The sequence below is a fragment of the Streptomyces iranensis genome (assembly GCF_017874715.1).
Taxonomy (GTDB): domain Bacteria; phylum Actinomycetota; class Actinomycetes; order Streptomycetales; family Streptomycetaceae; genus Streptomyces; species Streptomyces iranensis.
On record NZ_JAGGLR010000008.1, the window covers coordinates 1 to 23748 of the forward strand.

Sequence of the window (23748 nt, forward strand, 5' to 3'; positions counted from 1 at the left end):
TCGCGGGGGTGGCCATGGTGTCGGGGGCCACCCCGCGGGGGTGGGCCCCCGGGCCCCCCTGGGCGGCCGGCCGCCCCGTAAACCCCGGGCTTTATGGCGGGGGCCCCCCTGGGGGGCCCCACGGCCATACTGTTGAGCAGATACGTCACGGCACAGACCGGCACCAGAGACTGACCCGGAAGGCACCCCCATGGTGGAGATCAAGACTCCCGAGCAGATCGCGAAGATGCGTGAGGCGGGACTGGTCGTCGCCGCCATTCACGAGGCGACGCGGGCGGCGGCCGTCCCCGGCGCCAGCACCAAGGACCTGGACGATGTCGCCCGTAAGGTCATCGCCGACCACGGCGCCAAGTCGAACTTCCTGGGGTACGGCGGCTTCCCCGCCACCATCTGCACCTCGGTGAACGACATCGTGGTGCACGGCATCCCGGACCGGGAGACCGTCCTCAGGGACGGCGACATCATCTCCATCGACGCGGGCGCGATCGTGGACGGCTGGCACGGCGACGCCGCCTTCACCGCCTTCGTGGGCACCGGTCACGCCCCGGAGCTGTACGAGCTCAGCCGGGTCACCGAGGAGTCGATGTGGGCCGGGATCGCGGCGGTCCGCAAGGGCAACCGGCTGGTCGACATCTCCAAGGCGATCGAGGGCTACGTCCGCCGCCAGCCCCGCCCAGCCTCCGGCAAATACGGGATCATCGAGGACTACGGCGGCCACGGCATCGGCACCCAGATGCACATGGACCCGCATCTGCTGAACTACGTCTCCAAGAAGCGCGGCAAGGGCCCCCGGCTGGTCTCCGGCTTCTGCATCGCGATCGAGCCCATGGTGAGCCTGGGCACCGCGAAGACGCATGTGCTGGCCGACGACTGGACGGTCAAGACGGACGACGGCACCTGGTCCAGCCACTGGGAGCACTCGGTTGCGCTGACCGACGAGGGCCCGCTGGTGCTGACCGCCGTGGACGGCGGCAAGGCCAAGCTGGCCGAGCTGGGCGTGGAGACCGCGCCCGACCCGCTGACCTGACGATCTCCGTCTGAGATCTCCGTGGGCATAAAGATCTCAAAATCGGGGCATGATGCCCCGGATTCGTGTTTCGGGATGCCCTGACGTAGACTGACCCGTCGGCTCTCGCATGCCCTCCCGCATGTCGCGAGCCGATCAAGGTAGCCGATCCCGAAAGCAGGACATGGCCAAGAAGCAAGGCGCCATCGAAATCGAGGGCACCGTGATCGAGTCTCTGCCGAACGCGATGTTCAAGGTGGAGCTTCAGAACGGTCACAAGGTCCTCGCGCACATCAGCGGCAAGATGCGTATGCACTACATCCGCATCCTGCCCGATGACCGGGTGGTCGTGGAGCTGTCTCCGTACGACCTCACGCGCGGACGGATCGTCTACCGCTACAAGTAGATCTCACGACCCGGAGAACCTCACACCCATGAAGGTCAAGCCGAGCGTCAAGAAGATCTGCGACAAGTGCAAGGTGATCCGCCGTCACGGCCGGGTCATGGTCATTTGCGACAACCTGCGCCACAAGCAGCGCCAGGGCTGACGCACACCGGCCGAAATCCTGCACCACTCGCAGTATCTTCGCGCGACGTCATAACTTTTCGTACATACGCAGTCACCCGTTCCCGCCTGGCGGGGACGACACCCCCGGTCGGAGGCCGGGGACCCGCGAGCCGTCCCGTAGGGCGGCCGGGAGTGGTGCTGCGGAAGACCTCCGACAACCATCTGGAGCCAGATTCATGGCACGCCTCGCAGGCGTTGATCTCCCGCGCGACAAGCGCGTCGAGGTCGCCCTCACCTACGTCTTCGGCATCGGTCGCACCCTTGCCCAGCAGACGCTCGCCAACACCGGTGTGAGCCCGGACACCCGCGTTCGGGACCTGGGCGAAGAGGACCTGGTCAAGATCCGCGAGTACGTGGACAACAACATCAAGACCGAGGGTGACCTCCGTCGCGAGATCCAGGCCGACATCCGCCGCAAGGTCGAGATCGGCTGCTACCAGGGTCTGCGCCACCGCCGTGGCCTTCCGGTCCACGGCCAGCGCACGTCGACCAACGCCCGCACCCGCAAGGGCCCGCGTCGCGCGATCGCCGGCAAGAAGAAGCCGGGCAAGAAGTAGTCCGCACCGGACGCTGACAAGCGGTCCGAGCTGTAGGACCGACCACCTCCACGGGAGATTTCGAGAATGCCTCCGAAGAGCAGGACGGCCGGCGCCAAGAAGGTGCGCCGCAAGGAAAAGAAGAACGTCGCCCACGGGCACGCTCACATCAAGAGCACGTTCAACAACACCATCGTCTCGATCACGGACCCGACCGGGAACGTGATCTCTTGGGCCTCGGCCGGCCACGTCGGCTTCAAGGGCTCGCGCAAGTCCACTCCGTTCGCCGCGCAGATGGCCGCCGAGTCGGCCGCCCGCCGCGCGCAGGAGCACGGCATGCGCAAGGTCGACGTGTTCGTCAAGGGTCCGGGCTCCGGCCGTGAGACCGCGATCCGCTCGCTCCAGGCCACCGGCCTGGAGGTGGGTTCGATCCAGGACGTCACCCCGACTCCGCACAATGGATGCCGCCCGCCCAAGCGTCGGCGTGTCTGACCGGCTGAAGTAGGAGACAACAGAAACAATGGCGCGTTACACCGGGGCCGACTGCAAGCGTTGCCGTCGGGAGAAGCAGAAGCTCTTCCTCAAGGGGAGCAAGTGCGAGAGCGCGAAGTGCCCGATCGAGATCCGTCCTTACCCCCCGGGTGAGCACGGTCGCGGGCGCACCAAGGACAGCGAGTACCTGCTGCAGCTCCGTGAGAAGCAGAAGGCGACCCGCATCTACGGCGTCCTTGAGAAGCAGTTCCGTGGTTACTACGCGGAGGCGAACAAGAAGACCGGCAAGACCGGTGAGAACCTTCTTCGCATCCTCGAGACCCGACTCGACAACGTGGTCTACCGGGCCGGCTTCGCCAAGTCCCGCGACCACGCCCGTCAGCTGGTCCGCCACGGCCACATCAACGTGAACGGCCGCAAGACCGACATTCCGTCGGCCCGCGTCACCGTGAACGACATCATCGAGGTTCGTCCGAAGTCCCGGACCCTGACCCCCTTCCAGGTGGCTCAGGCCGAGGCCGGCGAGCGCACCGTGCCGGCGTGGCTCGAGGCCATTCCGTCGCAGCTGCGGATCCTCGTGCACTCCATGCCCGAGCGCCAGGTGATCGACACCCAGGTGCAGGAGCAGCTGATCGTCGAGCTCTACTCCAAGTAGTAGCGAGGCCCGCCGGCGCGGCCGGCTGATGTGAGGGTCGGGCGGTACGGAGCCGTTTGGCACGTACCGCCCGTACCATTAAAGGGTTCGGCGTCAAATAGCGGGCGCCGGAGACTGGAGGCAAACCCATGCTGATCGCTCAGCGTCCCTCGTTGACCGAAGAGGTCGTCGACGAGTTCCGCTCCCGGTTCGTGATCGAGCCGCTGGAGCCGGGCTTCGGCTACACCCTCGGAAACTCCCTGCGTCGTACGCTCCTCTCCTCGATCCCCGGTGCGGCTGTGACCAGCATCCGGATCGACGGGGTCCTGCACGAGTTCACCACCGTGCCGGGCGTCAAGGAGGACGTCACCGACCTGATCCTCAACATCAAGCAGCTGGTCGTCTCCTCGGAGCACGACGAGCCGGTCGTGATGTACCTGCGCAAGCAGGGCCCGGGTCTGGTCACCGCCGCCGACATCGCGCCGCCGGCCGGTGTCGAGGTGCACAACCCCGACCTGGTCCTGGCCACGCTGAACGGCAAGGGCAAGCTGGAGATGGAGCTGACCGTCGAGCGCGGTCGCGGCTATGTCTCCGCGGTGCAGAACAAGCAGGTCGGCCAGGAGATCGGCCGGATCCCGGTCGACTCGATCTACTCGCCGGTGCTCAAGGTCACCTACAAGGTCGAGGCGACCCGTGTCGAGCAGCGCACCGACTTCGACAAGCTGATCGTCGACGTCGAGACCAAGCAGGCCATGCGGCCGCGTGACGCCATGGCGTCGGCCGGTAAGACCCTGGTCGAGCTGTTCGGCCTGGCCCGCGAGCTGAACGTGGACGCCGAGGGCATCGACATGGGCCCGTCCCCGACGGACGCCGCCCTCGCCGCCGACCTGGCGCTGCCGATCGAGGAGCTCGAGCTCACCGTTCGGTCGTACAACTGCCTCAAGCGCGAGGGCATCCACTCCGTGGGTGAGCTCGTGGCGCGGTCCGAGGCGGACCTGCTCGACATCCGGAACTTCGGCGCCAAGTCGATCGACGAGGTCAAGGCGAAGCTGGCCGGTATGGGCCTGGCGCTCAAGGACAGCCCGCCCGGATTCGACCCGACCGCCGCCGCTGACGCCTTCGGCGCCGATGACGACGCGGACGCTGGATTCGTCGAGACCGAGCAGTACTAGAACCTGCTGGTCCGCTGTGGTTGAGGTCTTGTCCTCAACCGCCGGACGGGCTGGATTTTGTTCACTGACACCGGTACCTGATACGGCCGGTGCAGACATCTAGGAGATATACATGCCGAAGCCCACCAAGGGCGCCCGTCTGGGCGGCAGCGCTGCGCACGAGCGGCTCCTGCTGGCGAACCTCGCCACCGCGCTGTTCGAGCACGGCCGGATCACCACCACCGAGGCGAAGGCCCGCCGCCTGCGCCCGGTCGCGGAGAAGCTGGTCACCAAGGCGAAGAAGGGCGACCTTCACAACCGCCGTCTGGTGCTCCAGACCATCCGCGACAAGAGCGTCGTGCACACTCTCTTCACCGAGATCGGGCCGCGCTACGAGAACCGGCCGGGTGGCTACACCCGCATCACCAAGATCGGTAACCGTCGTGGCGACAACGCCCCGATGGCGGTCATCGAGCTGGTCGAGGCGCTGACCGTGCAGCAGGAGGCGGTCGGCGAGGCCGAGGCCGCCACCAAGCGCACCGCCAAGGACGCCGCCGGTGACCAGGCCGTCGCGGACCTCAAGAAGGAGACCCCGGCTGCCGAGGCCGCCGAGGCTCCGGCCGAGGCCGAGGCCGAGGAGTCGAAGGACGCCTGAGGCGTTCCGACGGCTTTCGTCGTACGGACGGGCCCGCCCCCAGATCCTGGGAGCGGGCCCGTTCCGCATGGAGAGGAACGGCCCAGTGAGTGACGAGGCGGCGCCCGGTTTCGTACGGGTCCGGCTGGATCTGAGTTACGACGGCAAGGACTTCTCGGGCTGGGCAAAGCAGCGCGAGCGGCGCACCGTACAGGGCGAGCTGGAGAATGCGCTGCGGACGGTGACGCGCTCCTCGGAGACCCCTCAGCTGACCGTCGCGGGCCGTACTGACGCGGGGGTCCACGCCCGCGGCCAGGTGGCGCACGCGGATCTGCCCGAGGAGCTGTGGGCCGAGCACCGGGACAGGCTACTGCGGCGGCTGGCCGGCCGGCTGCCCCATGACGTACGGGTCTGGAAGGTCGCCGAGGCCCCGTCCGGGTTCAACGCCCGCTTCTCCGCGATCTGGCGGCGCTACGCCTACCGGGTCACCGACCACCCCGGCGGGGTCGACCCGCTGCTGCGCGGCCATGTGCTGTGGCATGACTGGCCGCTGGACGTGGACGCCATGAACGCGGCCTCGACACGGCTCCTGGGCGAGCACGACTTCGCCGCGTACTGCAAGAAGCGCGACGGTGCCACCACCATCCGCACCCTCCAGCGGCTGGAGTGGGCGCGCGGGGCGGACGGCGTGATCACGGCCACGGTGCGGGCGGACGCCTTCTGCCACAACATGGTGCGCTCTCTGGTGGGCGCGCTGCTCTTCGTCGGCGACGGTCACCGCCCGCCGGACTGGCCAGCCAAGGTGCTCTCCGCCGGGCTGCGCGACTCCGCCGTCCATGTCGTGCGCCCCCATGGTCTGACCCTGGAAGAGGTCGGCTACCCGGCCGACGGCCAACTCGCGGCCCGTAACCGCGAGTCCCGCAACAAGCGCTCTCTGCCGGGCGCGACGGCGATCGGTTCCGGCTGCTGCTGAGGTGTGGGCGGGTGTGGGCGGGCGATCACGGGGTACTCGCCACGCGCATCGTGTGCGAACGGCGGGACGAGAACAGGTCACGGCGGGGCGGCGATCGGCATGATGCGGCTTCCGGGGCCCCCGGAAGATCGATAAAATTTGCCAACCGACAACGGTCGCCGACCGCGAAGGGAACCGCGTGAGTACCAGCGAGGCCGCTGTGCGAGAGCGTCTGACCAGGGCGCTCCATGAACGCGGCGACGAGATCGCCGATCGCTGGGTCGAGCTGCAGATGGAGCAGGCCCTGCTCGACACCGACATCGGGGAGGCCGAACTCCGCGAGGAGGCCGACGCCTTGATCGAGGCGCTGGTCCCGGGACTGCAGAGCGGTGTGCCGGTGGACCGTGTGGTGACCTCCAGCCCGGGGCTGCACGAGGCGGTGGTCGGCCTGTCGATGCGCCGGGCGCGGGCCGGGGCCACCCCGACGGCGACCTCGCTCGCGGTGCTGGCGCTCAAGGAGGCGCTGCTGAAGGCGGTGCAGCGGGACACCCGGGACGCCGAGGAGCTCTTCGCCTCGGCCGTCTTCATGAACCGGCTGCTCGATGTGGCCGGGGCGCTGTCCTTCGAGACGTATGTGGATGGCCGGGAGGAGATCATCCGCCGGCAGAGCCAGCAGCTGATGGAGCAGTCGACGCCGGTGGTGCGGCTGTGGCGGCAGGTGCTGGCCGTGCCGCTGATCGGCACGCTGGACACCGCCCGGACCCAGGTGGTGATGGAGAATCTGCTCCAGGCCATCCAGGACCATGAGGCGCTGGTCGCGATCATCGACATCACGGGTGTGCCGACGGTGGACACCGCCGTCGCCCAGCATCTGATGCAGACCGTGAACGCGGTGCGGCTGATGGGCGCGGACTGTGTGATCAGCGGGGTGCGCCCCTCGATCGCCCAGACCATCGCCCAGCTCGGCATCGATCTCTCCACCATCCTCACGCGGGCGACGCTGGCCGACGCGCTGGCCGCCGCGATCAAGCTGATCGACGGGCCCGGACCCGACGGTGACGAAGGAGACGGCCGGTGACCGGTCAGCCCCAGCCCGGCGTTCCGATTCTGCGACTGGGAGATGTCCTGGTCACCGGCCTGCTCAATGAGCTCGACGACCGGACGGCCATCCTCTTCACCGAGGAGCTGACCGAGCGGATCTCGGCCGAGGGCGCCCGTGGGGTGCTCATCGACATCTCCCGGCTGGAGGTCATCGACTCCTTCGTGGCCCGGACGCTGATGGAGCTGACCACGGTCGCCCGGCTGCTGGGAGCGCGGGTGATCGTGGCCGGGATGCGACCGCCGGTGGCGATCACCCTGGTCGAGCTCGGGATCGAGCTCGTCGGCGTGGAGACCGCACTCAATCCGGAGCAGGGGTTGGCCGCGCTGGGGTGGCGTCAGGCCCCACAGCCCCTGGAAGGGGCCCGACGTGGCACTGCCCGGTGAATTCACCCTCGCCTCCCGCGGGCCCAAGAAGCCCTCGCGGACGGACGGCCGGCGCCCGCCCGCGCCGGCCTCGTACCCGGTGCGCACGGAGGAGGACCTGCTGACGGTCCGCCATGCCGTGCGCGCGGCCACCGTCGAGGTGGGCTTCGGCCTGGTGGACCAGACCCGCGTGGTCACGGCCGCCAGCGAGCTCGCCCGTAACGCCTATGTCCACGGGGGTGGCGGCACGGTGACCCTGGAGTATCCGCGCGACCCCCGCGGACGGCGGGGGCTGCGGCTGGTCGTCAAGGACGAGGGGCCGGGGATCGCCGACCTCGACGCGGCGCTCACCGACGGCTTCACCACCGGCTCGGGCCTGGGCCACGGGCTGGGCGGCGCCCGGCGGCTGATGGACGAGTTCTCGGTGCGCACCGGCCCGGGTGAGGGCACGGAGGTGGTCGTCACCCGCTGGACGGTGCGGTGACCCATATGTTCAAGGCGCCCACCGTCCAGGTGCGCGTCGACCACCGCAGCGCCGTGCATCTGGCCGCCGAGGCGGCGCGTGAGGTGGCCCGGGAGTGCGAGCTGCCGGGCGCGCTGCCCGACCAGGCGGCTGTGATCGCCTCGGAGCTGGCGACCAACCTGGACAAGCACGCCAGCGACGGCACGCTCTACGTCCAGCCGCTGCCGCTGGGCCACGGGGTGGAGATCCTCGCCGCCGACCGCGGCCCCGGTATGCACGACCCCGAGCGCTGTCTGGCGGACGGCTACACCACCTCCGGGACGCTGGGGGTAGGGCTCGGCGCCGTCAAGCGGATGGCGACCCACTTCCAGATGCGCAGCGCCGACCGCACCCACACGGGCACCTGGGCCTGCGCCCGCCTCATCGCGCCGGGCGAGCAGCGGCCGGAGTGGCAGGGGGTGGGCGCGATCTGTCTGCCCGCCGAGGGGGAGGAGGGCTGTGGCGACGCCTGCGCGATCGTCGACACGGACTCCGCCCGCACCGCGGTCGTCCTGGACGGTCTGGGTCACGGCCATCCCGCCGCCGAGGCGGCCCAGGCGGCGCTGCGGACCTTCCACACCGACCCCGACCGGCCGCTGCCGGAGGTGCTCACCCGGATGAACCGGGCCCTGCGGCACACCCGAGGGGCCGCCGTGGGCGTGCTGCGGCTGCATCCCGAGCACGCCGTCTACTGCGGTGTCGGCAACATCCGCGCCCTCGCCCTGACCCACGACAGGGTTCGGCACCGGCTGACCGGGCAGCCCGGTATCGTCGGCTGGGGAATGCCCACCCCCCGCGTCCACGACTTCCCGCTGCCCCAGGGCGGTACGGCGGTGCTGCACAGCGACGGCATCGACGCCCGCTGGTCGCTCGACCCGCCCCCGTCCGTGCTCCGCCTCCCGCCGCCCCTGCTGTCCGCCGCACTCGCCCATGGCCATCGCCGCGTACGCGACGACGCCACGGTGCTCGCGGCCAGGTCCCCCTTAAGGCTTCCATGACGACGAGGAACCTCACCTGCGCCACGACGGCGGGGCTCAGCCGGGCCGTTCGGGCGCTGGCCCGGGAGCACGCCCTGGACCCCGCGGTCCGGGCGCGCCTTGTGCTGTCCGCCGCCGAGGCCGCCGGGGCGGCGCTGCGGGCCGGGCGGGAGACGGGCCTCGAGTGGGGTTACGAACCGGCCGGGGGACTGCTCACGGTGGTGCTGCGGACCCCGGGCGATACGGGTCCGGTGACGGCGGATCTCCCGGTCGCCCCCGACGAGGTGACCGGGGGCGAGGTGGTCTGGCGCCTTCCGGCGTCACCTCCATCCGACCCGTCCGACGCCGCGGACGAGGCGCCCGGCGAGGACGCCCTCGCCGCGGAGGAGTTGCGCGCGGTCGTGGCCGCCGCCGACGCGCTCACCTCCGAGCACCGCCGTCTCAACGACGAACTCGCGGAGACCAACAGCGGGGTGCTCGCGCTCTACGTCCAGCTCGACGAGCGGGACAAGCAGTTGCGCACCGCGCACGGCCAGACCCTGCGGGAGCTGGAGGACGCGCTGCGCCCGGCGCCCATCAAGGCCGACGGTCTCGAACTCGCCGTGCACTACGAGCCGGCCGGCACCGACGCGCCGACCGGCGGGGATCTGTACGACTGGTTCGTGCTGCCCGACGGCACTGTCCACATCACCATCGTGGACGCGCTGGGCCACGGGGTGACCAGTACGCGCAGCGCGCTCAACGTCACCCACGCGGTGCGCACCCTGGCCCTGGAGGGCCACCGGCTCGAGTCGATCGTGGCCCGCACCGACGAGATCCTGCGCCCCTTCGACCGGTCCGTGATGGCCACCGTGCAGCTCGCCCGGATCGATCCGGCCACCGGCGAGCTGTGGCTGGCCAATGGGAGCCATCCGCCCGCGCTGCTGCTGCGCCGTGACGGGACGGCCCGGTATCTGGAGGCCCGTGGGCGTGGAATCGGCTTTCCGCTGCCCGGCAGCGAGACCCCGCTGACCGAGCGGCTGGCCCCCGGGGACCTCCTCCTGCTCTACACCGACGGTCTCACCGAGAGCCGCCGGGACCCGATCGAGGGCGAGAAGCGCCTGATCGAGGCCGCGCACAAGCATCTGCGGAGCCCGACGGAGGAGGTCCCCGGCGCCATCGCGGAGGATATGCACACGGTGATCCTGCATCCGGATGACACCCTCGCGCTGGCGGTGCGGCTCACCGGTCAGTGATCGGCGGCCGGGCCGAGGCGCTGCCGCGGGATACGGCCCCGCTGGAGGTCCCGCTGACGGGGGACCGGAGGCGGGAGCGGGCGCTCGTCATGCGGCTGGGCACGGACCAGCCGCTCGAACAGGGGACGCGCCGCGACCAGCGCCTCCCGCATCCGCTCCGTGGCCGGCTCGCCCTCGTGCGCCCGCGCCGCCATGGCGTGCAGCCGGCGGTAGCCCTCGACCTCCTCGGGGTGACGGACGGACAGCGCGTCCATCCGCTTCTCCTCGGACTCGGCCGGATAGCCGCGGTCGACGGCCAACGCGCCCAGCAGCCGGTCGGCTTCGCGCAGGGCCCATCCGGGGGAGTCCACGAACCGCTCCTGCAGGCCCGCCCACCGCGCCGCGTACTGCTCCCTGGCTTCCGGGGGCAGGCTTCGGACCGGCAGCTCGCCCTTGCGGCCCTGCCGCACCGAGGGGGCGATCACAAGGCCGGCCATGGCGGCCAGTGCCGCCAGCAGGATGATGAGCGTGACTGTTGACATCGCTGTGCCTTCCGCAGAGATTTTCCTCGCTCGAGGCTGGTATCACCGAGTGTTACCGGTCATCTCGGCGGCAAACACGGCACCTGTGGACCGATTCTCTCAATTCCCTGTGGTGACGGAGATGATGGCGAGGTCACCGGTGCGGGTGAGGTGGGGTCGGACACCGTGAGTGATCGGAAAGAGGTCCGTTTTGTCGCGGTCCACGATGTCGCCGACGATGCGTCCGATCCGGATCGGGGTCCCGCCCCGGGCGGACTTATGGAGCGTCAGGGTCCAGCCCGCGGTGCCCTCTTCGCCGTCATGGGCCTCCCGGATCCGCTCGTACGGGACGGTGAAGCGGAACCGGCCGCCGTCGAGCGCCGTGACCCCGGTGAGGAACGGGCGGGCCGGGCCCTTGGACGGGGTGGCCACCGCGGCCGGGGTGGCGTCGGGCCCGAAGCGCGCGCCGTGCAGGGTGCCTTCGACGGCGAGCCCCTCGGCGTCCAGGCGGATCACCCGGGCCTCGGCGTGGGCCGGGCGCCGCCAGGCGCGCAGCGCGAGATAGCCGTCGACGGTGGAGTAGGGGATCCACCAGGTGAACGGGGAGCCGGGCAGCGGCTCCAGGTCCAGCAGCCCGCGCCCCTCGGCGAAGCGGCAGCCGACCCGGCGGCGGACGCCGTCGGAGGGACGGACCACATGCAGATCCCAGCGGCCCTCGTCGAGGTCGAGCGTCGCGCGGTCCAGGGTGGCCGTCCAGGGCGCGGACGGCGCGGCGCCGACCGGGGGCAGCAGCGGTACGCGGAAGGGGGGCTCTTCGCTCTTGCGGCGGGTGACGGTCAGTTCGAGCTCACCGCCGTGCAGACCGGCGGGCTCCAGCAGCACCGACAGATTGCCCTCGGGGGTGACCCGGCAGGACGCGACGGGCCGCAGGGGCTTGCGGATCAGCTGCTTGACCGTGTCCTTGAGGGCGCCGGTCAGCGGCGCTCCGGCCGGCCGGCCCCGCAACGGCGCGGCCGTACGGCGCCGGTGGGCCGGGGCCGTGGTGCCACGGGCGGTGTGGAGCTCCTCGATGAGCCGCTCGTAGGCGGCCGCCACGCGCTCGGGTGCGTAGCGCTCCGCCGCGATCCGGGCCGCCGCGCCCATCGAGCGGCGCAGTTCGTCGTCCTCGATCAGGGTCAGCAGCCCCTTGGCGATCCCGTCCGCGTCGCCCACCGGCACCAGCAGACCGTCCCGGCCATCGGTGATGATCTCGCCCGGACCGTGCGGGCAGTCGGTGGCGACCACGGGTACCCCGCAGTGCATCGCCTCGACGATCGTCATGCCGAACGACTCCTCGCGGGAGGTGACGGCGGCGATCGCGCCCTTGGCCCACTCGGTCTCGATGGGGGAGTGGGCGCCCATGAGGGTGATGTGGCCGGCCAGCCCGAGCTCGTCGATCTGGCGGCGCAGCGCGGGGAGTTGGGGGCCGCGGCCGTAGATGCGCAACCGCCAGTCGGGGTGCTTGGCGGCCACCGTCTCCCAGGCGGCCACCAGTAGGTCGTAGCGTTTGACGGGGATCAGCCGGCCCGCGGCCACGACGAGTTTGGCGCGGCCGTCGGAGGGCTCGATCCCGGTGGCGGGCACCCCGTTGGGCAGGGCGGTCAGCCGGGTGGTGACTCCGGGGAGATGGGCCCGGTGGGTGGCCGCGTCGGCCTCGGAGACGGAGGTGTACGCGTCGAGGTGGGGTATGGCGGCGTCGCAGGCGGCGCGGATCTCGGCGCGGTGGGTGCCGTAGAGGCGGTGCTCCTGGCCGATCCGCAGAAAGCGGCCGGCGCGGCCGAGCGCGGCGAGATAGATGACCAGGCCGGGGCGGGTGGCGATCACGACATCGGCGTCGGTGCGGTCGAGGTACTCGGCGACGCGCTCGTCGGTGAGGGCGTTGAAGTTGGTGGTGCCCCTGGCCTCGGCGGCGGGGATGTGGGCGCTGGGGCGGGTCAGCAGCGGATGGCCGGGGTCGGCGGCGCGGCGCCCGGCGCGGGGCGGGTCTTCCTGGGGGCGCAGGTCGATCAGGGGTCTGAGCCGCACGGCGGGGTGGAGGGGGAGGTTCGGGGCGTCGATGGTGCGGATCAGGGAGACGATCTCCACGGTGTGGTGGGCGGCGAGCGCCTCGGCCACATTGAAGGTCGACCGGATGGTTCCGCCGATGCCATAGGCGTTGTGGAGCAGGAAAGAAATCTTCATGGTGATGTACGCGCGGCGGGGCTGAACTGCCGCGTCGTGCCCTCCCCTCCGAGACGGAGCCAATAAGGACCGTTCGGTCGGTAAGACTGGCTGGAGCCGCGAAGGTTGCGTATGCGTGTGGTGATATGGGATCCACCACATTCGGAAAAGGGATTACAACCCTCCCCGGGTTCTGGGAGTCTGCGGGGTGTCCGTGCGGAGGCCGTATGGGCTCGATACCGACCAGGGGTGGACAGAGAAATGAACGACTCCGGTGCGAAGCGGACCGTGGGCGCGGCCATCGCGGTGGTGGCGGCGCTCGGGCTGATGACCGGATGCGGCAGCGACTCCGGCGACGGCAAGGCGGACGGCGCCAAGCAGGCGGGCAGCGCCGGGCAGGGCGACGGCGCTTCGCGGGGGGACAAGGCCGCGAGCTCCGACCCGGCCGCCAAGCCGCTGTCCGCGTCCGCCCTGCAGCGGGCCGCCCTGACCAACGGCGAGGTCAAGGGGGTCGAGGTACAGAAGATGACGGACAAGGAGGTCAGCGAGGGCGGCTCGGCCAAGACCGGAAAGGCCGCGTGCCGGCCGATGGCCGCGCTGATGGGGAGCCGGTACGACCCGGTGCCCAAGGCCAGCGTCCACCGCGCCTACGCCACCGGCCTGACCAAGGCGAAGGTCGGCGGCACCGGCCTGATCCGGATCTCCTCCTACGGACCGGGCGACGCCGAGCGCACGGTGAAGGACCTGCGCGAGGCCGTCACCGCCTGCCGGGGCGGCTTCCCCGCCGAGGACGGCTCGGGCGGGAAGGCGGACGTCAAGAAGGTGACACCGCTCGACGCGCCGAAGGCCGGGGACGAGGCGCTGTCCTTCAGCCTGCATGACGCGGGCAAGGAGAAGGCCGTCATCAAGTTCACGGTCGTGCGGACCGGGCCGCAGGTGATGGTGTTCTTCGGGGTGAACATCGCCGACCCCGCGAAGTCCGAGATCCCGGCCGCGCTGGTGGACGCCCAGGTGGCGAAGGTGGCGAAGGCCACGAAGGGCGCCGCGTCCTAAAGGCCGGCGGCCCGGCCTTCCGCCGACCGGCCCGGTCTCAGTTGGTGGCGGAGGCGGCTGAGGCGGCCTCCGCCGACGCCTGGGCACTGCCCCGGGCCAGGATCCGGCGGAAGGTGTAGTCGGCCACATCGCGGCCGGCCTGGACGGTGGCGGTGTCCGACGACGTGACCGCCTTGCCCGACGTATAGCCGGAGATCGTGAAGTAGGCGTACCGCCCGATCGCGTTCGCCGAGCTCTGGCAGGCCGTCCGGCGGCAGAAGGTCGGGACGCCCCCGCCCGAGAGCGAGGCGATGTTCGGCTGGTACCGGTCCTTGGCCTTCTCGGCCGCCGCCTTGCCGTCGAAGACGGCGACACCGATCGTCACCGCGACGCCGTCCCGGGTGAAGGTGGCGCGCAGCAGCTTGCGGCAGCCGTTGTTCACCAGCACCGAGCCGAGCGCCCCCTGGGTCGCGGCCGAGCAGCTGGTGGTGGAGGCCGACGCCGCCCTGGTGTACGAGCGGTCGTCCTTCGCGGCACGCTTGTCGGGGAAGAGCGTGGCCGCGCTCAGCGGCGCCTTGTCCCGCCGGGCGCTGGAGATGATGTCCAGCGGCTTCGGCGGCGCGGGCGGCGCCACATTGGAGAAGGTCGGCTCGGGCGTCCCCGACTCGCTGGGCAGGTCCTGCGGGGTGGGCAGCCCACCGGCCGAATCGCCGCCCCCGCTGTCCTTGTGGCCGCTGCTGACCACGGCGGTGGCGACGATCGCGGCCACGGCTGCGGTCGCCAGCGCCCCGCCCCCGATGAAGAGCAACTTGCGGCGGCGGCTGCGCGCGGCGGACTGATCGGCGAGCGCCGCCCAGTCCGGCGTCGACGGCTGAGGCGGCTGAGAACCCCCGGGCCCATAAGGCCCCCCTTGCCCAAAGCTCATGGCGCGCATCTTAGACCGGCCGAGTGACAGGATGGACCCGCCGGCGGGTCCCAGCCCGTCGCACGAGGCCCCAGTGCCCCGGCGGGCAGGCAGCTGCGGCGGCGGCCGGGGCCCGGGTGAGGGGCGTGGGGGGCGTTTTGACCCGGGTGGGGGCGGGCCGGTATTCTGCCAGTTCGTTATGCGTATTGGCTTGCTCGTTCTCACGTGAGAGGCCGTTACGCCGGTCCACCGGGCCGATGACCAGCGGCAAGCACTCGGCATGCGTCACCGAGGTGCGGCCACGGCTGTCGTGATCGTCCGGGTGGCCTTGTCCGGACCTGTCCTCCCGGCCCTCGCGGGCTCGGGGAGACTCCACTCACTGAAGAAGCGAAGGCTACGACCGTGCGTACGTACAGCCCCAAGCCCGGCGACGTTCAGCGTCAGTGGCATGTCATCGACGCCACCGACGTGGTTCTGGGCCGTCTGGCCACCCAGGCCGCCACCCTTTTGCGGGGCAAGCACAAGCCGGTGTACGCGCCGCATGTCGACGCTGGTGACTTCGTCATCATCATCAACGCCGACAAGGTGCACCTCTCCGGCAACAAGCGGACCCAGAAGATGGCGTACCGCCACTCCGGCTACCCGGGTGGTCTGCGCTCCATCCGCTATGACGAGCTGCTGGAGAAGAGCCCGGAGAAGGCCGTCGAGAAGGCCATCAAGGGCATGCTCCCCAAGAACACCCTGGGCCGTCAGATGCTCTCGAAGCTGAAGGTGTACTCGGGCGACCAGCACCCGCACGCCGCTCAGCAGCCGGTTCCGTTCGAGATCACCCAGGTCGCGCAGTAGTCCCGGCCACCCCTTACGACGAAGAGAATCTGAGGAGCATCGTGGCCGAGACCACCGCCGAGACCCCCCTCGATGTCGAGGAGTACACCACCGAGAGCGTCGAGACGGTCGAGTCGGAGTACACCTCCGAGTCGCTCGCTTCCCGCTTCGGTGACCCGCAGCCCGCCGCCGGCACCGGCCGCCGCAAGAACGCCGTGGCGCGTGTCCGCATCGTGCCGGGCAGCGGGCAGTGGAAGATCAACGGACGTACTCTCGAGGAGTACTTCCCCAACAAGGTTCACCAGCAGGAAGTCAACGAGCCCTTCAAGGTGCTCGAGCTGGACGACCGCTACGACGTCATCGCCCGCATCTCGGGCGGCGGCGTCTCCGGCCAGGCCGGGGCGCTGCGTCTGGGCATCGCCCGCGCGCTGAACGAGGCGGACGTGGACAACAACCGCGGCCCCCTCAAGAAGGCCGGCTTCCTGACCCGTGACGCCCGCGCCACCGAGCGTAAGAAGGCCGGTCTGAAGAAGGCCCGTAAGGCGCCGCAGTACAGCAAGCGCTGACGCCCATCGCGGCACCGCTGCTTCACCCGAACGCCCCGGCGGCACCACCTGTGCCTCCGGGGCGTTCGGCTATCGCCATCGGGGGGCGTATACCTACAAGCAAGCTTCAGCCCCCCAGCTCGTAACTTCGGAGGACACCAGTGGGACGACTCTTCGGTACGGATGGTGTGCGCGGCGTCGCGAACGCCGATCTGACGGCTGAGATGGCGCTCGGCCTGTCGGTAGCGGCGGCGCATGTGCTCGCCGAGGCGGGAACCTTCGAGGGCCATCGACCGGTGGCGGTGGTCGGGCGGGATCCGCGAGCGTCCGGGGAGTTCCTGGAAGCGGCCATGGTGGCGGGGCTGGCCAGCGCCGGGGTCGACGTACTGCGGGTCGGCGTGCTGCCCACGCCGGCCGTCGCGCAGCTGACCGGGGCGCTGGACGCGGACCTCGGAGTGATGCTCTCCGCGAGCCACAACCCGATGCCCGACAACGGCATCAAGTTCTTCGCCCGCGGCGGCCACAAGCTGGCCGACGAGCTGGAGGACCGTATCGAGACCACCTACCGCGCGCACGCCTCCGGTGAGCCGTGGGACCGGCCGACGGGCACCGGGGTGGGCCGGGTCCGGGACTACGACGAGGGCTTCGACGCCTATGTCGCCCATCTGGTCGGCGTCCTCCCCAACCGGCTCGACGGTCTCAAGGTCGTCATCGACGGGGCGCACGGCGCCGCCGCCCGGGTCTCCCCGGAGGCGTTCGCGCGGGCCGGGGCCGAGGCCGTGACGATCGGCACCGACCCGGACGGGCTCAACATCAACGACGGCTACGGCTCCACCCATCTCGCCCGCCTCCAGGCGGCCGTCGTGGAGCACCGGGCCGACCTGGGCATCGCCCACGACGGGGACGCCGACCGCTGTCTCGCGGTGGACGCCACGGGCCGCGAGGTCGACGGCGACCAGATCCTCGCCGTCCTGGCCCTGGCCATGCGCGAGGCGGGTGACCTGCGTGGGGACACGGTGGTCGGCACCGTGATGTCCAACCTCGGCTTCAAGCTGGCCATGCGGCGCGAGGGCGTCCAGCTGGTCCAGACGGCGGTCGGGGACCGCTATGTGCTGGAGGAGATGAAGTCCCACGGCTACGCCCTGGGCGGCGAGCAGTCCGGGCATGTGATCGTCCTCGACCACGCCACCACCGGTGACGGCACCCTCACCGGTCTGCTGCTGGCGGCCCGCGTCGCCGCGACCGGCCGCACCCTGGCCGACCTCGCGGGCGTCATGGAGCGGCTGCCGCAGGTGCTGGTCAACGTCCCCGACGTGGACAAGTCCCGCGTCGCCTCCAGCGCGGACGTGGCCGCGGCCGTCGCCGAGGCCGAGCGCGAGCTGGGCGAGACCGGCCGGGTACTGCTCCGCCCCTCGGGCACGGAGCCGCTGGTGCGGGTCATGGTCGAGGCCGCCGACATCGAGCAGGCCCGCTCGGTCGCGGGGCGCCTGGCGGACGCGGTCAAGTCGGCCCTGGGCTAGGCGCCGCGCGCTCGCAGTCGGGGCACGGAGGCCGTCCTGTCGCTTCCTCGCGCCGGAGGGGCTGGATTTTCCAGCCCCTCCAGGGGGCACCTCCCAGCGGTAGCTGGGGGAGTTTGAGGAGCGGGGTCCGGGGCGGAGCCCCGCACCCTACCTCCGCCGTCCCCACAACGCCTTCTGCGCCAGCAGCGTCAGCGTCCCCGCCACCACGATCCCCACCAGATTCAGCAGCAGCTGCTCCGTCGAGCCCCACATCTGGTCGATCTCGCCGTACCCGAGGGCCACCGCCGCGTTGGCCGCCGCCGGCACCGTGGTCACCGAGATCGCCACGCCCACCAGCGCGCCGGACTTCGCCGAGGTCAGCGAGAGCGTCCCGGCGATCCCCGCGAGCACGGCGACCACGAACGAGAACATGTCCGGCTTCCAGATGAAGTCCGTGTTCGGCCGGGCACGCTCCAGCATGTCCTTGCCGAAGAGACCCACCGCGTCCATCGCGATGCTGAAGCCGGTGGTCAGCGCCATCGCCGCCGCGAATCCGACCAGCAGCGCGATCGCCGAGCGGGCGGCCAGCCGCGGCGCGCGCCGCACCAGCGCGGTGCACAGCCCCGCCAGCGGCCCGAACTCGGGGCCGACCGCCATCGCACCGACGATCAGGATGGCGTTGTCCAGCACCACACCGCATGCCGCGATCATCGTCGCGATGACGAGGAAGGCGAGATAGGTGACCGAGAGCGTGGACTCCTCGTGGGTGGCGTCCGCCAGGTGCTCCCACAGGACCGCGTCCGCGCCCTCGCCGGGCGCCTCCTCCTCCGCCTTGTCGGCGCGCTTGGACAGCGACAGGTCGATGTTCTCCACCGCGATCGAACCGGCCTCGTCAAGACCCAGCTCACGCAGGTCGCCCAGCAGCGCGTCCCCGGCCTCGCGCGCCACGTCGCACATGACGACGTCCCCCGCGGGGTCGCGGGCGGCGCCCGGCAGCACCACCAGATGGGTGGTGCCGACCGTCTTCTCGATCGCGCGCACCACGGCCTCGGTGCGGTCGGTGGGGACGATCAACCTCAAGTGCAGCATGGCCCGACGCTCCTCACAGCTTGCGCAGGGACAGCCGCTGCACCTTGTGATCCGGCCCCTTGCGCAGCACCAACGTGGCCCTCCCGCGCGTGGGCTGCACATTCTGCTTCAGATTGGGCTTGTTGATGGTCCGCCAGATCATCCGCCCGTAGTCCAGCGCCTCCTCCTCGGAGACCTGGGTGTACTTGCGGAAGTACGAGGACGGGTCCTGGAAGGCCGTCTCCCGCAGCTTCCTGAAGCGGCCCAGGTACCAGCGCTCGATGTCCTCGGTCCGGGCGTCCACGTAGACGCTGAAGTCGAAGAAGTCCGCGAGCCCGACCCGGGTCAGCCCGTCCTTCCCCGGCAGCGCGGGCTGCAGCACATTGAGCCCCTCGACGATCAGGATGTCGGGGCGGTGCACGGTCAGCCGCTCGTCCGGCACGATGTCGTAGATCAGGTGGGAGTAGACCGGCGCCGACACCTCCGCCCGGCCCGCCTTCACATCGGCGACGAAGCGGGTCAGCGCCCTGCGGTCGTAGCTCTCCGGGAACCCCTTGCGGGACATCAGCCCACGGCGCCGCAGCTCGGCGTTGGGATACAGAAAGCCGTCCGTGGTGATCAGCTCCACCCGCGGATGCTCGGGCCAGCGGGCCAGCAGCGCCTGGAGCAGCCGCGCGGTGGTCGACTTGCCGACCGCGACGCTCCCCGCCACGCCGATCACGAACGGTGTACCGGGCTGGGCCCCGGTGCCCCGCTTGGTGTCACCCAGGAAGGTGTTGAGCGCGCCGCGCAGATTGCCGGTGGCGGCCACATAGAGGTTGAGCAGCCGGGACAGCGGCAGATAGACATCCCGCACCTCGTCGAGGTCGATGACATCGCCGAGTCCCCGCAGCTTCTCGACCTCGTCGGCGGTCAGCGGCAGCGGCGTCTTGTCCCGCAGCGCGCTCCACTCGGAGCGGGACAGATCGACGTACGGAGTCGCTTCGCCGCTCCGCCGCTGCGGGCCGCGCACGGTGCGCGCCGCGCGCGCGGTTGACGTGATCACCCCCTCATTGTCATGGCAGGGACCGGCCGAGTGAGCGGTGTGGAGGCGTGGGGTCGGTCACCCCGGGCCGGGGCCGGGGGCCGTACGCTGCGTCCATGTGCGGAATCGTTGGTTATGTGGGAGGGCAGTCGGCCCTCGATGTCGTCCTCGCCGGGCTCAAGCGGCTGGAGTACCGCGGCTATGACTCGGCGGGCGTCGCCGTGCTGGCCGACGGTGGGCTGGCGGCGGCCAAGAAGGCGGGCAAGCTGGGCAACCTGGAGAAGGAGCTGGCCGACCGCCCGCTGCCCACCGGGGGCACCGGCATCGGCCACACCCGTTGGGCCACCCACGGCGGCCCGACCGACGCCAACGCCCATCCGCACCTGGACAACGCGGGCCGGGTCTCCGTCGTCCACAACGGCATCATCGAGAACTTCGCCGCGCTCCGCACCGAGCTGGCCGAGCGCGGCCATGAGCTGGTCTCCGAGACCGACACCGAGGTCGTGGCGCATCTGCTCGCCGAGTCGTTCTCGTCCTGCGGCGACCTCGCCGAGGCGATGCGGCAGGTCTGCCGCCGGCTGGAGGGGGCCTTCACCCTGGTCGCGGTGCACGCGGACGCGCCCGATGTGGTGGTCGGGGCGCGCCGTAACTCGCCGCTGGTCGTCGGCGTCGGCGAGGAGGAGGCGTTCCTCGCCTCCGATGTGGCCGCCTTCATCGCCCACACCCGCGAGGCCATCGAGCTGGGCCAGGACCAGGTCGTGGAGGCCCGCCGGGACGGTGTGACCGTCACCGACTTCGAGGGGGCGCCGGCCGAGGTCCGCCCGTACCACGTGGACTGGGACGCCTCCGCCGCCGAGAAGGGCGGCTACGACTACTTCATGCTCAAGGAGATCGCCGAGCAGCCGAAGGCCGTCGCGGACACCCTGCTCGGCCGGATCGACCTGGCCGGAAACCTCTGCCTGGACGAGGTGCGCATCCCGGCCCCGGTGCTGCGCGAGGTGAGCAAGGTCGTGATCGTGGCGTGCGGCACCGCGTCCCACGCGGGCATGATCGCCAAGTACGCCATCGAGCACTGGACCCGGATCCCCTGCGAGATGGAGCTGGCCAGCGAGTTCCGCTACCGCGACCCGATCCTGGACCAGCGGACGCTGGTGATCGCCATCTCGCAGTCCGGCGAGACCATGGACACCCTGATGGCGCTGCGGCACGCCCGTGAGCAGGGCGCGAAGGTGCTGGCCATCTGCAATACCAACGGCTCCACGATTCCGCGTGAGTCGGACGCGGTGCTCTACACCCACGCCGGTCCCGAGGTCGCCGTCGCCTCCACCAAGGCGTTCCTCACCCAGCTGGTGGCCTGCTACCTGGTGGCTCTCTACCTGGGCCAGGTGCGCGGCACCAAGTGGGGCGACGAGATCCTCTCCGTGATCCGCGAGCTGTCGGAGATCGCGACCCAGGTGGAAGAGGTCCTGGAGACCATGGAACCGGTACGGGAGCTGGCCCGCACCCTGGCCGACAAGAACACCGTGCTCTTCCTGGGGCGGCATGTCGGGTACCCGGTCGCCCTGGAGGGCGCGCTCAAGCTCAAGGAGCTCGCGTACATGCACGCCGAGGGCTTCGCGGCGGGCGAGCTCAAGCACGGGCCGATCGCGCTGATCGAGCAGGACGTACCGGTCGTGGTGGTCGTCCCGTCGCCGCGCGGGCGTTCCGTCCTCCACGACAAGATCGTCTCCAACATCCAGGAGATCCGGGCCCGTGGCGCCCGCACCATCGTGATCGCCGAGCGCGGCGACGAGACGGTGGCCCCGTACGCCGACCACCTGATCGAGATCCCCGCCACGCCCACGCTGCTGCAGCCCCTGGTCGCGACCGTGCCGCTGCAGGTCTTCGCGTGCGAGCTGGCGACGGCGCGCGGCAACGAGGTCGACCAGCCGAGGAACCTGGCCAAGTCGGTGACGGTCGAGTGAGCCGTCGGGCCGGTCGAGTGCCTCGTCGAGCGACACCGTGATCATCGGCGTCGGAATCGACGTCGCCGAGATCGACCGCTTCGACGACGCGCTGCGGCGCACCCCCGGCATGGCGGACCGCCTGTTCGTCGAGCGCGAGCTGTGGCTGCCGAGCGGGGAGCGCCGCGGCATGGCCTCCTTGGCCGCCCGCTTCGCGGCCAAGGAGGCGTTGGCCAAGTCCCTGGGCGCCCCCGGCGGCCTGCGCTGGACCGACGCCGAAATCCTCACCGAACCGAGCGGCCGCCCCCGCCTCTCGGTCCGCGGCACGGTCGCCACCTGCGCGGAACGGCTGGGGGTGCGGGGCCTGCACGTCTCCCTGAGCCATGACGCGGGGGTCGCGTCGGCGGTGGTGATCGCGGAGGGGTGAGGGCGGCTGCGGGTGTGGGCGGGTGTGGGCGGGTGCGGGTGTGGGCGCGGGGGCTCCGCCCCCACACCCCCGCCGGGGCTCCGCCCCGGACCCCGCGCGGTCGCTCCGGTGACGGGTGTGGTGCGGGTGCGTGGGTGGTGCGCCTGCTGTTCGTGGTGGGTGCCGGGGGCGGGGCCTCCGGGGCGGCGCCCTGGACCGTATATTTACGGCGCCATTGACCGGGGGCTTGCGTGGGCCGGAGATCGGCGCCACAAATACACGTAAGCGTCCAGGACACCACCCCTGCGACCCCGCCCCCTCCCGCCGTCCTGCGGCTACCCGCCGGTGGCCCCGGCCCCGTCCGATCGGGTGCGCCCGCCAGGGCCGTTCCACGACCGTTGGGGCCTGATGCCGGTCAGTCGGCGTCCTTCACGATCGCCTCGAAGATGTCCGCGTCCGTCTCCTGCTGCCACCCGGGAAGATCCGGCCAGTCGGCGACGTACCCGGGCTTCGGGTCCTCGAAGTGCCGGTACATCTGGGCGGTCCAGCACGTAGCGACGAAGCGCCCCTTCTGCTCCCGCGTAAGTCGCCCCGCGTGCCCCTCGCTCACCTCCAGGAACTGCCTCACCTGCTCGTACACCGCCCCGGCAGCCACCCGCTCCCACTCCGGGGTCTCCTCCCAGGGGGTCACATATCCCGGCTTGGGCTCCCCGGGGAAGTGCCGCCGCACTCCCGCGATCCACGCCTCCCGGAACAGCCGGGCACCCTCGGTCCGCGACATCCCTGCCTCTTTCGTCAGTTCACGCTCAGTGCCTTGATCTCGGCATCCAACTCGGCAACCCGCACATCGCGGGCGAGGGAGCCGAGGTCCGTACGCAGGGCCTGGAGTCTACGAGCGACGTAACCGGAGGATGCTCCGGGTTTTTTGCGCTTGATGCCGATGGCGGCCAGATTCGCGAGCACGGCACCTTGGTGCCGAAAGGACTGACCTTCTGCCAGGGCACTTTGCCGAAGGGCGCTCTGAAACACCTGCTCAGCGAGGTAGCACAGGACCCGGCCAGGTTCCTCCCGGCTTCTCTGAGGCTACTCGCCCGTCGGCCCGGCCCGTTCCGTCATTCGGACAGGCAGGCGTCTGCCTCGGCTCTCGGCCACCCGCAGTGCGTCGCGCAGTGCCTCACAGAGCCGGTTCGTGAGGAAACGGAGCTCTCTTGTATCTGCTTTGTGTTCGCCCAGCAGGGCTTGGGCGTGGCCGAGGAGCTCCGTCCCCATGGACAGCTGGAGTGCCTCGACCTGGTCCGCTCGTCGGTTCAGGGGACTGTTGTCGCTGTCCGACGCCAGATAGCACGGCTTGCCCTCCGGATCGGACCAGGGCAGTAAGCGCAGGCCGGTCATCGTGTTCATCCGGCGGCCTCCCGGAGAGGGGCGAGAATCGCTCTCACCCATTTGGGGGTATTGGCCATAAAGTGGTTCATGTTCATCAGCTCCTGTCAGCTGGTGGGCCATGCCCCCGGACGTCCCGCAACGTCGCGGGGGTCTTGTGTAAGTCCACCGTTTCGGCGGGAACCGCAGGCCATCTGGGACCGGACATTTAGGCGGACGTTTCCGTCTATGCCGGGTGGGCGAAATCGCTACGGTGAGGGGGACGGTTCGCA

General features: G+C 70.7%; 28 protein-coding genes. 20 read left to right on the forward strand and 8 right to left on the reverse strand.

What is annotated here, in order from left to right; translation table 11 throughout:
• The first annotated feature begins 190 nt into the window (after positions 1-190).
• The 14 genes from map (at position 191) to J2Z30_RS15510 (ending at position 10151) form a co-directional block, all read left to right on the forward strand.
• The gene (gene map, locus J2Z30_RS15445) at positions 191-1027 is read left to right on the forward strand and encodes a type I methionyl aminopeptidase (RefSeq protein ID WP_044571650.1); all 837 of its coding nucleotides are present in this window, start codon (positions 191-193) and stop codon (positions 1025-1027) included.
• A gap of 163 nt (positions 1028-1190) precedes the next feature.
• Entirely contained in the window at positions 1191-1412 is a 222-nt protein-coding gene (gene infA / locus J2Z30_RS15450; protein ID WP_003956442.1) for a translation initiation factor IF-1, read from the forward strand.
• 28 nt (positions 1413-1440) lie between these two features.
• Entirely contained in the window at positions 1441-1554 is a 114-nt protein-coding gene (gene rpmJ, locus J2Z30_RS15455; RefSeq protein ID WP_003956441.1) for a 50S ribosomal protein L36, read from the forward strand.
• A 196-nt stretch (positions 1555-1750) separates the two neighbouring features.
• On the forward strand, positions 1751-2131 hold the full coding sequence (gene rpsM / locus J2Z30_RS15460) for a 30S ribosomal protein S13 (RefSeq protein WP_044571648.1): 381 nt from the start codon (positions 1751-1753) through the stop codon (positions 2129-2131).
• Positions 2132-2197: 66 nt separating this feature from the next.
• Positions 2198-2602, forward strand: coding sequence for a 30S ribosomal protein S11 (rpsK, locus tag J2Z30_RS15465; RefSeq protein ID WP_009715860.1), 405 nt, complete (start codon positions 2198-2200; stop codon positions 2600-2602).
• A 28-nt stretch (positions 2603-2630) separates the two neighbouring features.
• Complete coding sequence (gene rpsD / locus J2Z30_RS15470; protein WP_044571646.1) at positions 2631-3257, forward strand: 30S ribosomal protein S4; 627 nt, start codon at positions 2631-2633, stop codon at positions 3255-3257.
• A 128-nt stretch (positions 3258-3385) separates the two neighbouring features.
• Positions 3386-4408, forward strand: coding sequence for a DNA-directed RNA polymerase subunit alpha (locus tag J2Z30_RS15475; RefSeq protein WP_009715858.1), 1023 nt, complete (start codon positions 3386-3388; stop codon positions 4406-4408).
• A gap of 112 nt (positions 4409-4520) precedes the next feature.
• Positions 4521-5042 (forward strand): 50S ribosomal protein L17, encoded by a 522-nt coding sequence (rplQ, locus tag J2Z30_RS15480; protein WP_044571643.1) that lies wholly within the window; start codon positions 4521-4523, stop codon positions 5040-5042.
• A gap of 85 nt (positions 5043-5127) precedes the next feature.
• Complete coding sequence (truA, locus tag J2Z30_RS15485; protein ID WP_044571642.1) at positions 5128-5994, forward strand: tRNA pseudouridine(38-40) synthase TruA; 867 nt, start codon at positions 5128-5130, stop codon at positions 5992-5994.
• Positions 5995-6172: 178 nt separating this feature from the next.
• Positions 6173-7051: an STAS domain-containing protein gene (locus J2Z30_RS15490; protein WP_044571640.1), complete on the forward strand. Its 879-nt coding sequence runs from the start codon at positions 6173-6175 to the stop codon at positions 7049-7051.
• A complete protein-coding gene (locus J2Z30_RS15495; RefSeq protein ID WP_044571639.1) occupies positions 7048-7458 on the forward strand; it encodes an STAS domain-containing protein in 411 nt (136 codons plus the stop codon). Before J2Z30_RS15490 ends, J2Z30_RS15495 begins: the two co-directional genes overlap by 4 nt.
• Positions 7442-7921 (forward strand): anti-sigma regulatory factor, encoded by a 480-nt coding sequence (locus J2Z30_RS15500; RefSeq protein ID WP_044571637.1) that lies wholly within the window; start codon positions 7442-7444, stop codon positions 7919-7921. Before J2Z30_RS15495 ends, J2Z30_RS15500 begins: the two co-directional genes overlap by 17 nt.
• 5 nt (positions 7922-7926) lie before the next feature.
• Positions 7927-8937, forward strand: a complete 1011-nt coding sequence (locus J2Z30_RS15505; protein ID WP_044571635.1) for a SpoIIE family protein phosphatase — start codon at positions 7927-7929, stop codon at positions 8935-8937.
• Positions 8934-10151, forward strand: coding sequence for a PP2C family protein-serine/threonine phosphatase (locus J2Z30_RS15510; RefSeq protein ID WP_044571634.1), 1218 nt, complete (start codon positions 8934-8936; stop codon positions 10149-10151). Before J2Z30_RS15505 ends, J2Z30_RS15510 begins: the two co-directional genes overlap by 4 nt.
• Here the strand turns inward: J2Z30_RS15510 and J2Z30_RS15515 are convergent.
• Positions 10145-10672 (reverse strand): hypothetical protein, encoded by a 528-nt coding sequence (locus tag J2Z30_RS15515; RefSeq protein WP_044571632.1) that lies wholly within the window; start codon positions 10670-10672, stop codon positions 10145-10147. The two genes, J2Z30_RS15510 and J2Z30_RS15515, sit on opposite strands and share 7 nt — an antisense overlap.
• Before the next feature lie 99 nt (positions 10673-10771).
• Positions 10772-12871, reverse strand: coding sequence for a glycosyltransferase family 4 protein (locus tag J2Z30_RS15520; RefSeq protein WP_044571631.1), 2100 nt, complete (start codon positions 12869-12871; stop codon positions 10772-10774).
• A 240-nt stretch (positions 12872-13111) separates the two neighbouring features.
• On the opposite strand from J2Z30_RS15520, the gene J2Z30_RS15525 reads away from it, so the two are divergent.
• The gene (locus J2Z30_RS15525) at positions 13112-13903 is read left to right on the forward strand and encodes a hypothetical protein (RefSeq protein WP_044571629.1); all 792 of its coding nucleotides are present in this window, start codon (positions 13112-13114) and stop codon (positions 13901-13903) included.
• A 37-nt stretch (positions 13904-13940) separates the two neighbouring features.
• Here J2Z30_RS15525 and J2Z30_RS15530 read toward each other — a convergent pair whose 3' ends face one another.
• Positions 13941-14807, reverse strand: coding sequence for a hypothetical protein (locus tag J2Z30_RS15530; RefSeq protein ID WP_078956730.1), 867 nt, complete (start codon positions 14805-14807; stop codon positions 13941-13943).
• A 381-nt stretch (positions 14808-15188) separates the two neighbouring features.
• On the opposite strand from J2Z30_RS15530, the gene rplM reads away from it, so the two are divergent.
• From rplM to glmM, 3 genes are all read left to right on the forward strand, one after another.
• On the forward strand, positions 15189-15632 hold the full coding sequence (gene rplM / locus J2Z30_RS15535; protein ID WP_044571628.1) for a 50S ribosomal protein L13: 444 nt from the start codon (positions 15189-15191) through the stop codon (positions 15630-15632).
• Positions 15633-15673: 41 nt separating this feature from the next.
• Positions 15674-16177, forward strand: coding sequence for a 30S ribosomal protein S9 (rpsI, locus tag J2Z30_RS15540; protein ID WP_044571626.1), 504 nt, complete (start codon positions 15674-15676; stop codon positions 16175-16177).
• Positions 16178-16317: 140 nt separating this feature from the next.
• A complete protein-coding gene (gene glmM / locus J2Z30_RS15545) occupies positions 16318-17676 on the forward strand; it encodes a phosphoglucosamine mutase (protein WP_044571624.1) in 1359 nt (452 codons plus the stop codon).
• Between the two features lie 147 nt (positions 17677-17823).
• On the opposite strand, the gene J2Z30_RS15550 is transcribed toward glmM, so the two are convergent.
• Together J2Z30_RS15550 and coaA are read right to left on the reverse strand one after the other, a co-directional pair.
• Positions 17824-18744: a DUF389 domain-containing protein gene (locus J2Z30_RS15550; RefSeq protein ID WP_044571622.1), complete on the reverse strand. Its 921-nt coding sequence runs from the start codon at positions 18742-18744 to the stop codon at positions 17824-17826.
• Positions 18745-18757: 13 nt separating this feature from the next.
• Positions 18758-19768 carry a type I pantothenate kinase gene (gene coaA / locus J2Z30_RS15555; RefSeq protein ID WP_044571620.1) on the reverse strand — a complete coding sequence of 337 codons (1011 nt, stop codon included), beginning with the start codon at positions 19766-19768 and terminating at the stop codon, positions 18758-18760.
• Positions 19769-19863: 95 nt separating this feature from the next.
• Here coaA and glmS point away from each other — a divergent pair, with 95 nt between their 5' ends.
• Positions 19864-21711 (forward strand): glutamine--fructose-6-phosphate transaminase (isomerizing), encoded by a 1848-nt coding sequence (gene glmS, locus J2Z30_RS15560; protein WP_044581584.1) that lies wholly within the window; start codon positions 19864-19866, stop codon positions 21709-21711.
• 37 nt (positions 21712-21748) lie between these two features.
• The gene (locus J2Z30_RS15565; protein ID WP_044571618.1) at positions 21749-22117 is read left to right on the forward strand and encodes a holo-ACP synthase; all 369 of its coding nucleotides are present in this window, start codon (positions 21749-21751) and stop codon (positions 22115-22117) included.
• A 394-nt stretch (positions 22118-22511) separates the two neighbouring features.
• Here the strand turns inward: J2Z30_RS15565 and J2Z30_RS15570 are convergent, their stop codons facing one another.
• The 3 genes from J2Z30_RS15570 to J2Z30_RS15580 form a co-directional block, all read right to left on the reverse strand.
• On the reverse strand, positions 22512-22877 hold the full coding sequence (locus J2Z30_RS15570; protein ID WP_044571614.1) for a hypothetical protein: 366 nt from the start codon (positions 22875-22877) through the stop codon (positions 22512-22514).
• Positions 22878-22891: 14 nt separating this feature from the next.
• Positions 22892-23059 carry a hypothetical protein gene (locus J2Z30_RS15575; protein ID WP_209468725.1) on the reverse strand — a complete coding sequence of 56 codons (168 nt, stop codon included), beginning with the start codon at positions 23057-23059 and terminating at the stop codon, positions 22892-22894.
• A 120-nt stretch (positions 23060-23179) separates the two neighbouring features.
• The gene (locus J2Z30_RS15580) at positions 23180-23497 is read right to left on the reverse strand and encodes a hypothetical protein (protein WP_044571613.1); all 318 of its coding nucleotides are present in this window, start codon (positions 23495-23497) and stop codon (positions 23180-23182) included.
• Positions 23498-23748 lie beyond the last annotated feature (251 nt).

Coding starts and splice junctions, on each gene's coding strand:
- J2Z30_RS15520 (WP_044571631.1), bottom strand. CDS start 12,871: ATGAAGATTTCTTTCCTGCTCCACAACGCCTATGGCATCGGCGGAACC.
- J2Z30_RS15515 (WP_044571632.1), bottom strand. CDS start 10,672: ATGTCAACAGTCACGCTCATCATCCTGCTGGCGGCACTGGCCGCCATG.
- J2Z30_RS15530 (WP_078956730.1), bottom strand. CDS start 14,807: ATGAGCTTTGGGCAAGGGGGGCCTTATGGGCCCGGGGGTTCTCAGCCG.
- J2Z30_RS15475 (WP_009715858.1), top strand. CDS start 3,386: ATGCTGATCGCTCAGCGTCCCTCGTTGACCGAAGAGGTCGTCGACGAG.
- rpsD (WP_044571646.1), top strand. CDS start 2,631: ATGGCGCGTTACACCGGGGCCGACTGCAAGCGTTGCCGTCGGGAGAAG.
- J2Z30_RS15505 (WP_044571635.1), top strand. CDS start 7,927: ATGTTCAAGGCGCCCACCGTCCAGGTGCGCGTCGACCACCGCAGCGCC.
- J2Z30_RS15510 (WP_044571634.1), top strand. CDS start 8,934: ATGACGACGAGGAACCTCACCTGCGCCACGACGGCGGGGCTCAGCCGG.
- rplQ (WP_044571643.1), top strand. CDS start 4,521: ATGCCGAAGCCCACCAAGGGCGCCCGTCTGGGCGGCAGCGCTGCGCAC.
- rpsK (WP_009715860.1), top strand. CDS start 2,198: ATGCCTCCGAAGAGCAGGACGGCCGGCGCCAAGAAGGTGCGCCGCAAG.
- J2Z30_RS15570 (WP_044571614.1), bottom strand. CDS start 22,877: ATGTCGCGGACCGAGGGTGCCCGGCTGTTCCGGGAGGCGTGGATCGCG.
- infA (WP_003956442.1), top strand. CDS start 1,191: ATGGCCAAGAAGCAAGGCGCCATCGAAATCGAGGGCACCGTGATCGAG.
- J2Z30_RS15525 (WP_044571629.1), top strand. CDS start 13,112: ATGAACGACTCCGGTGCGAAGCGGACCGTGGGCGCGGCCATCGCGGTG.
- rpmJ (WP_003956441.1), top strand. CDS start 1,441: ATGAAGGTCAAGCCGAGCGTCAAGAAGATCTGCGACAAGTGCAAGGTG.
- map (WP_044571650.1), top strand. CDS start 191: ATGGTGGAGATCAAGACTCCCGAGCAGATCGCGAAGATGCGTGAGGCG.
- rpsM (WP_044571648.1), top strand. CDS start 1,751: ATGGCACGCCTCGCAGGCGTTGATCTCCCGCGCGACAAGCGCGTCGAG.
- J2Z30_RS15550 (WP_044571622.1), bottom strand. CDS start 18,744: ATGCTGCACTTGAGGTTGATCGTCCCCACCGACCGCACCGAGGCCGTG.
- J2Z30_RS15580 (WP_044571613.1), bottom strand. CDS start 23,497: ATGAACACGATGACCGGCCTGCGCTTACTGCCCTGGTCCGATCCGGAG.
- glmS (WP_044581584.1), top strand. CDS start 19,864: ATGTGCGGAATCGTTGGTTATGTGGGAGGGCAGTCGGCCCTCGATGTC.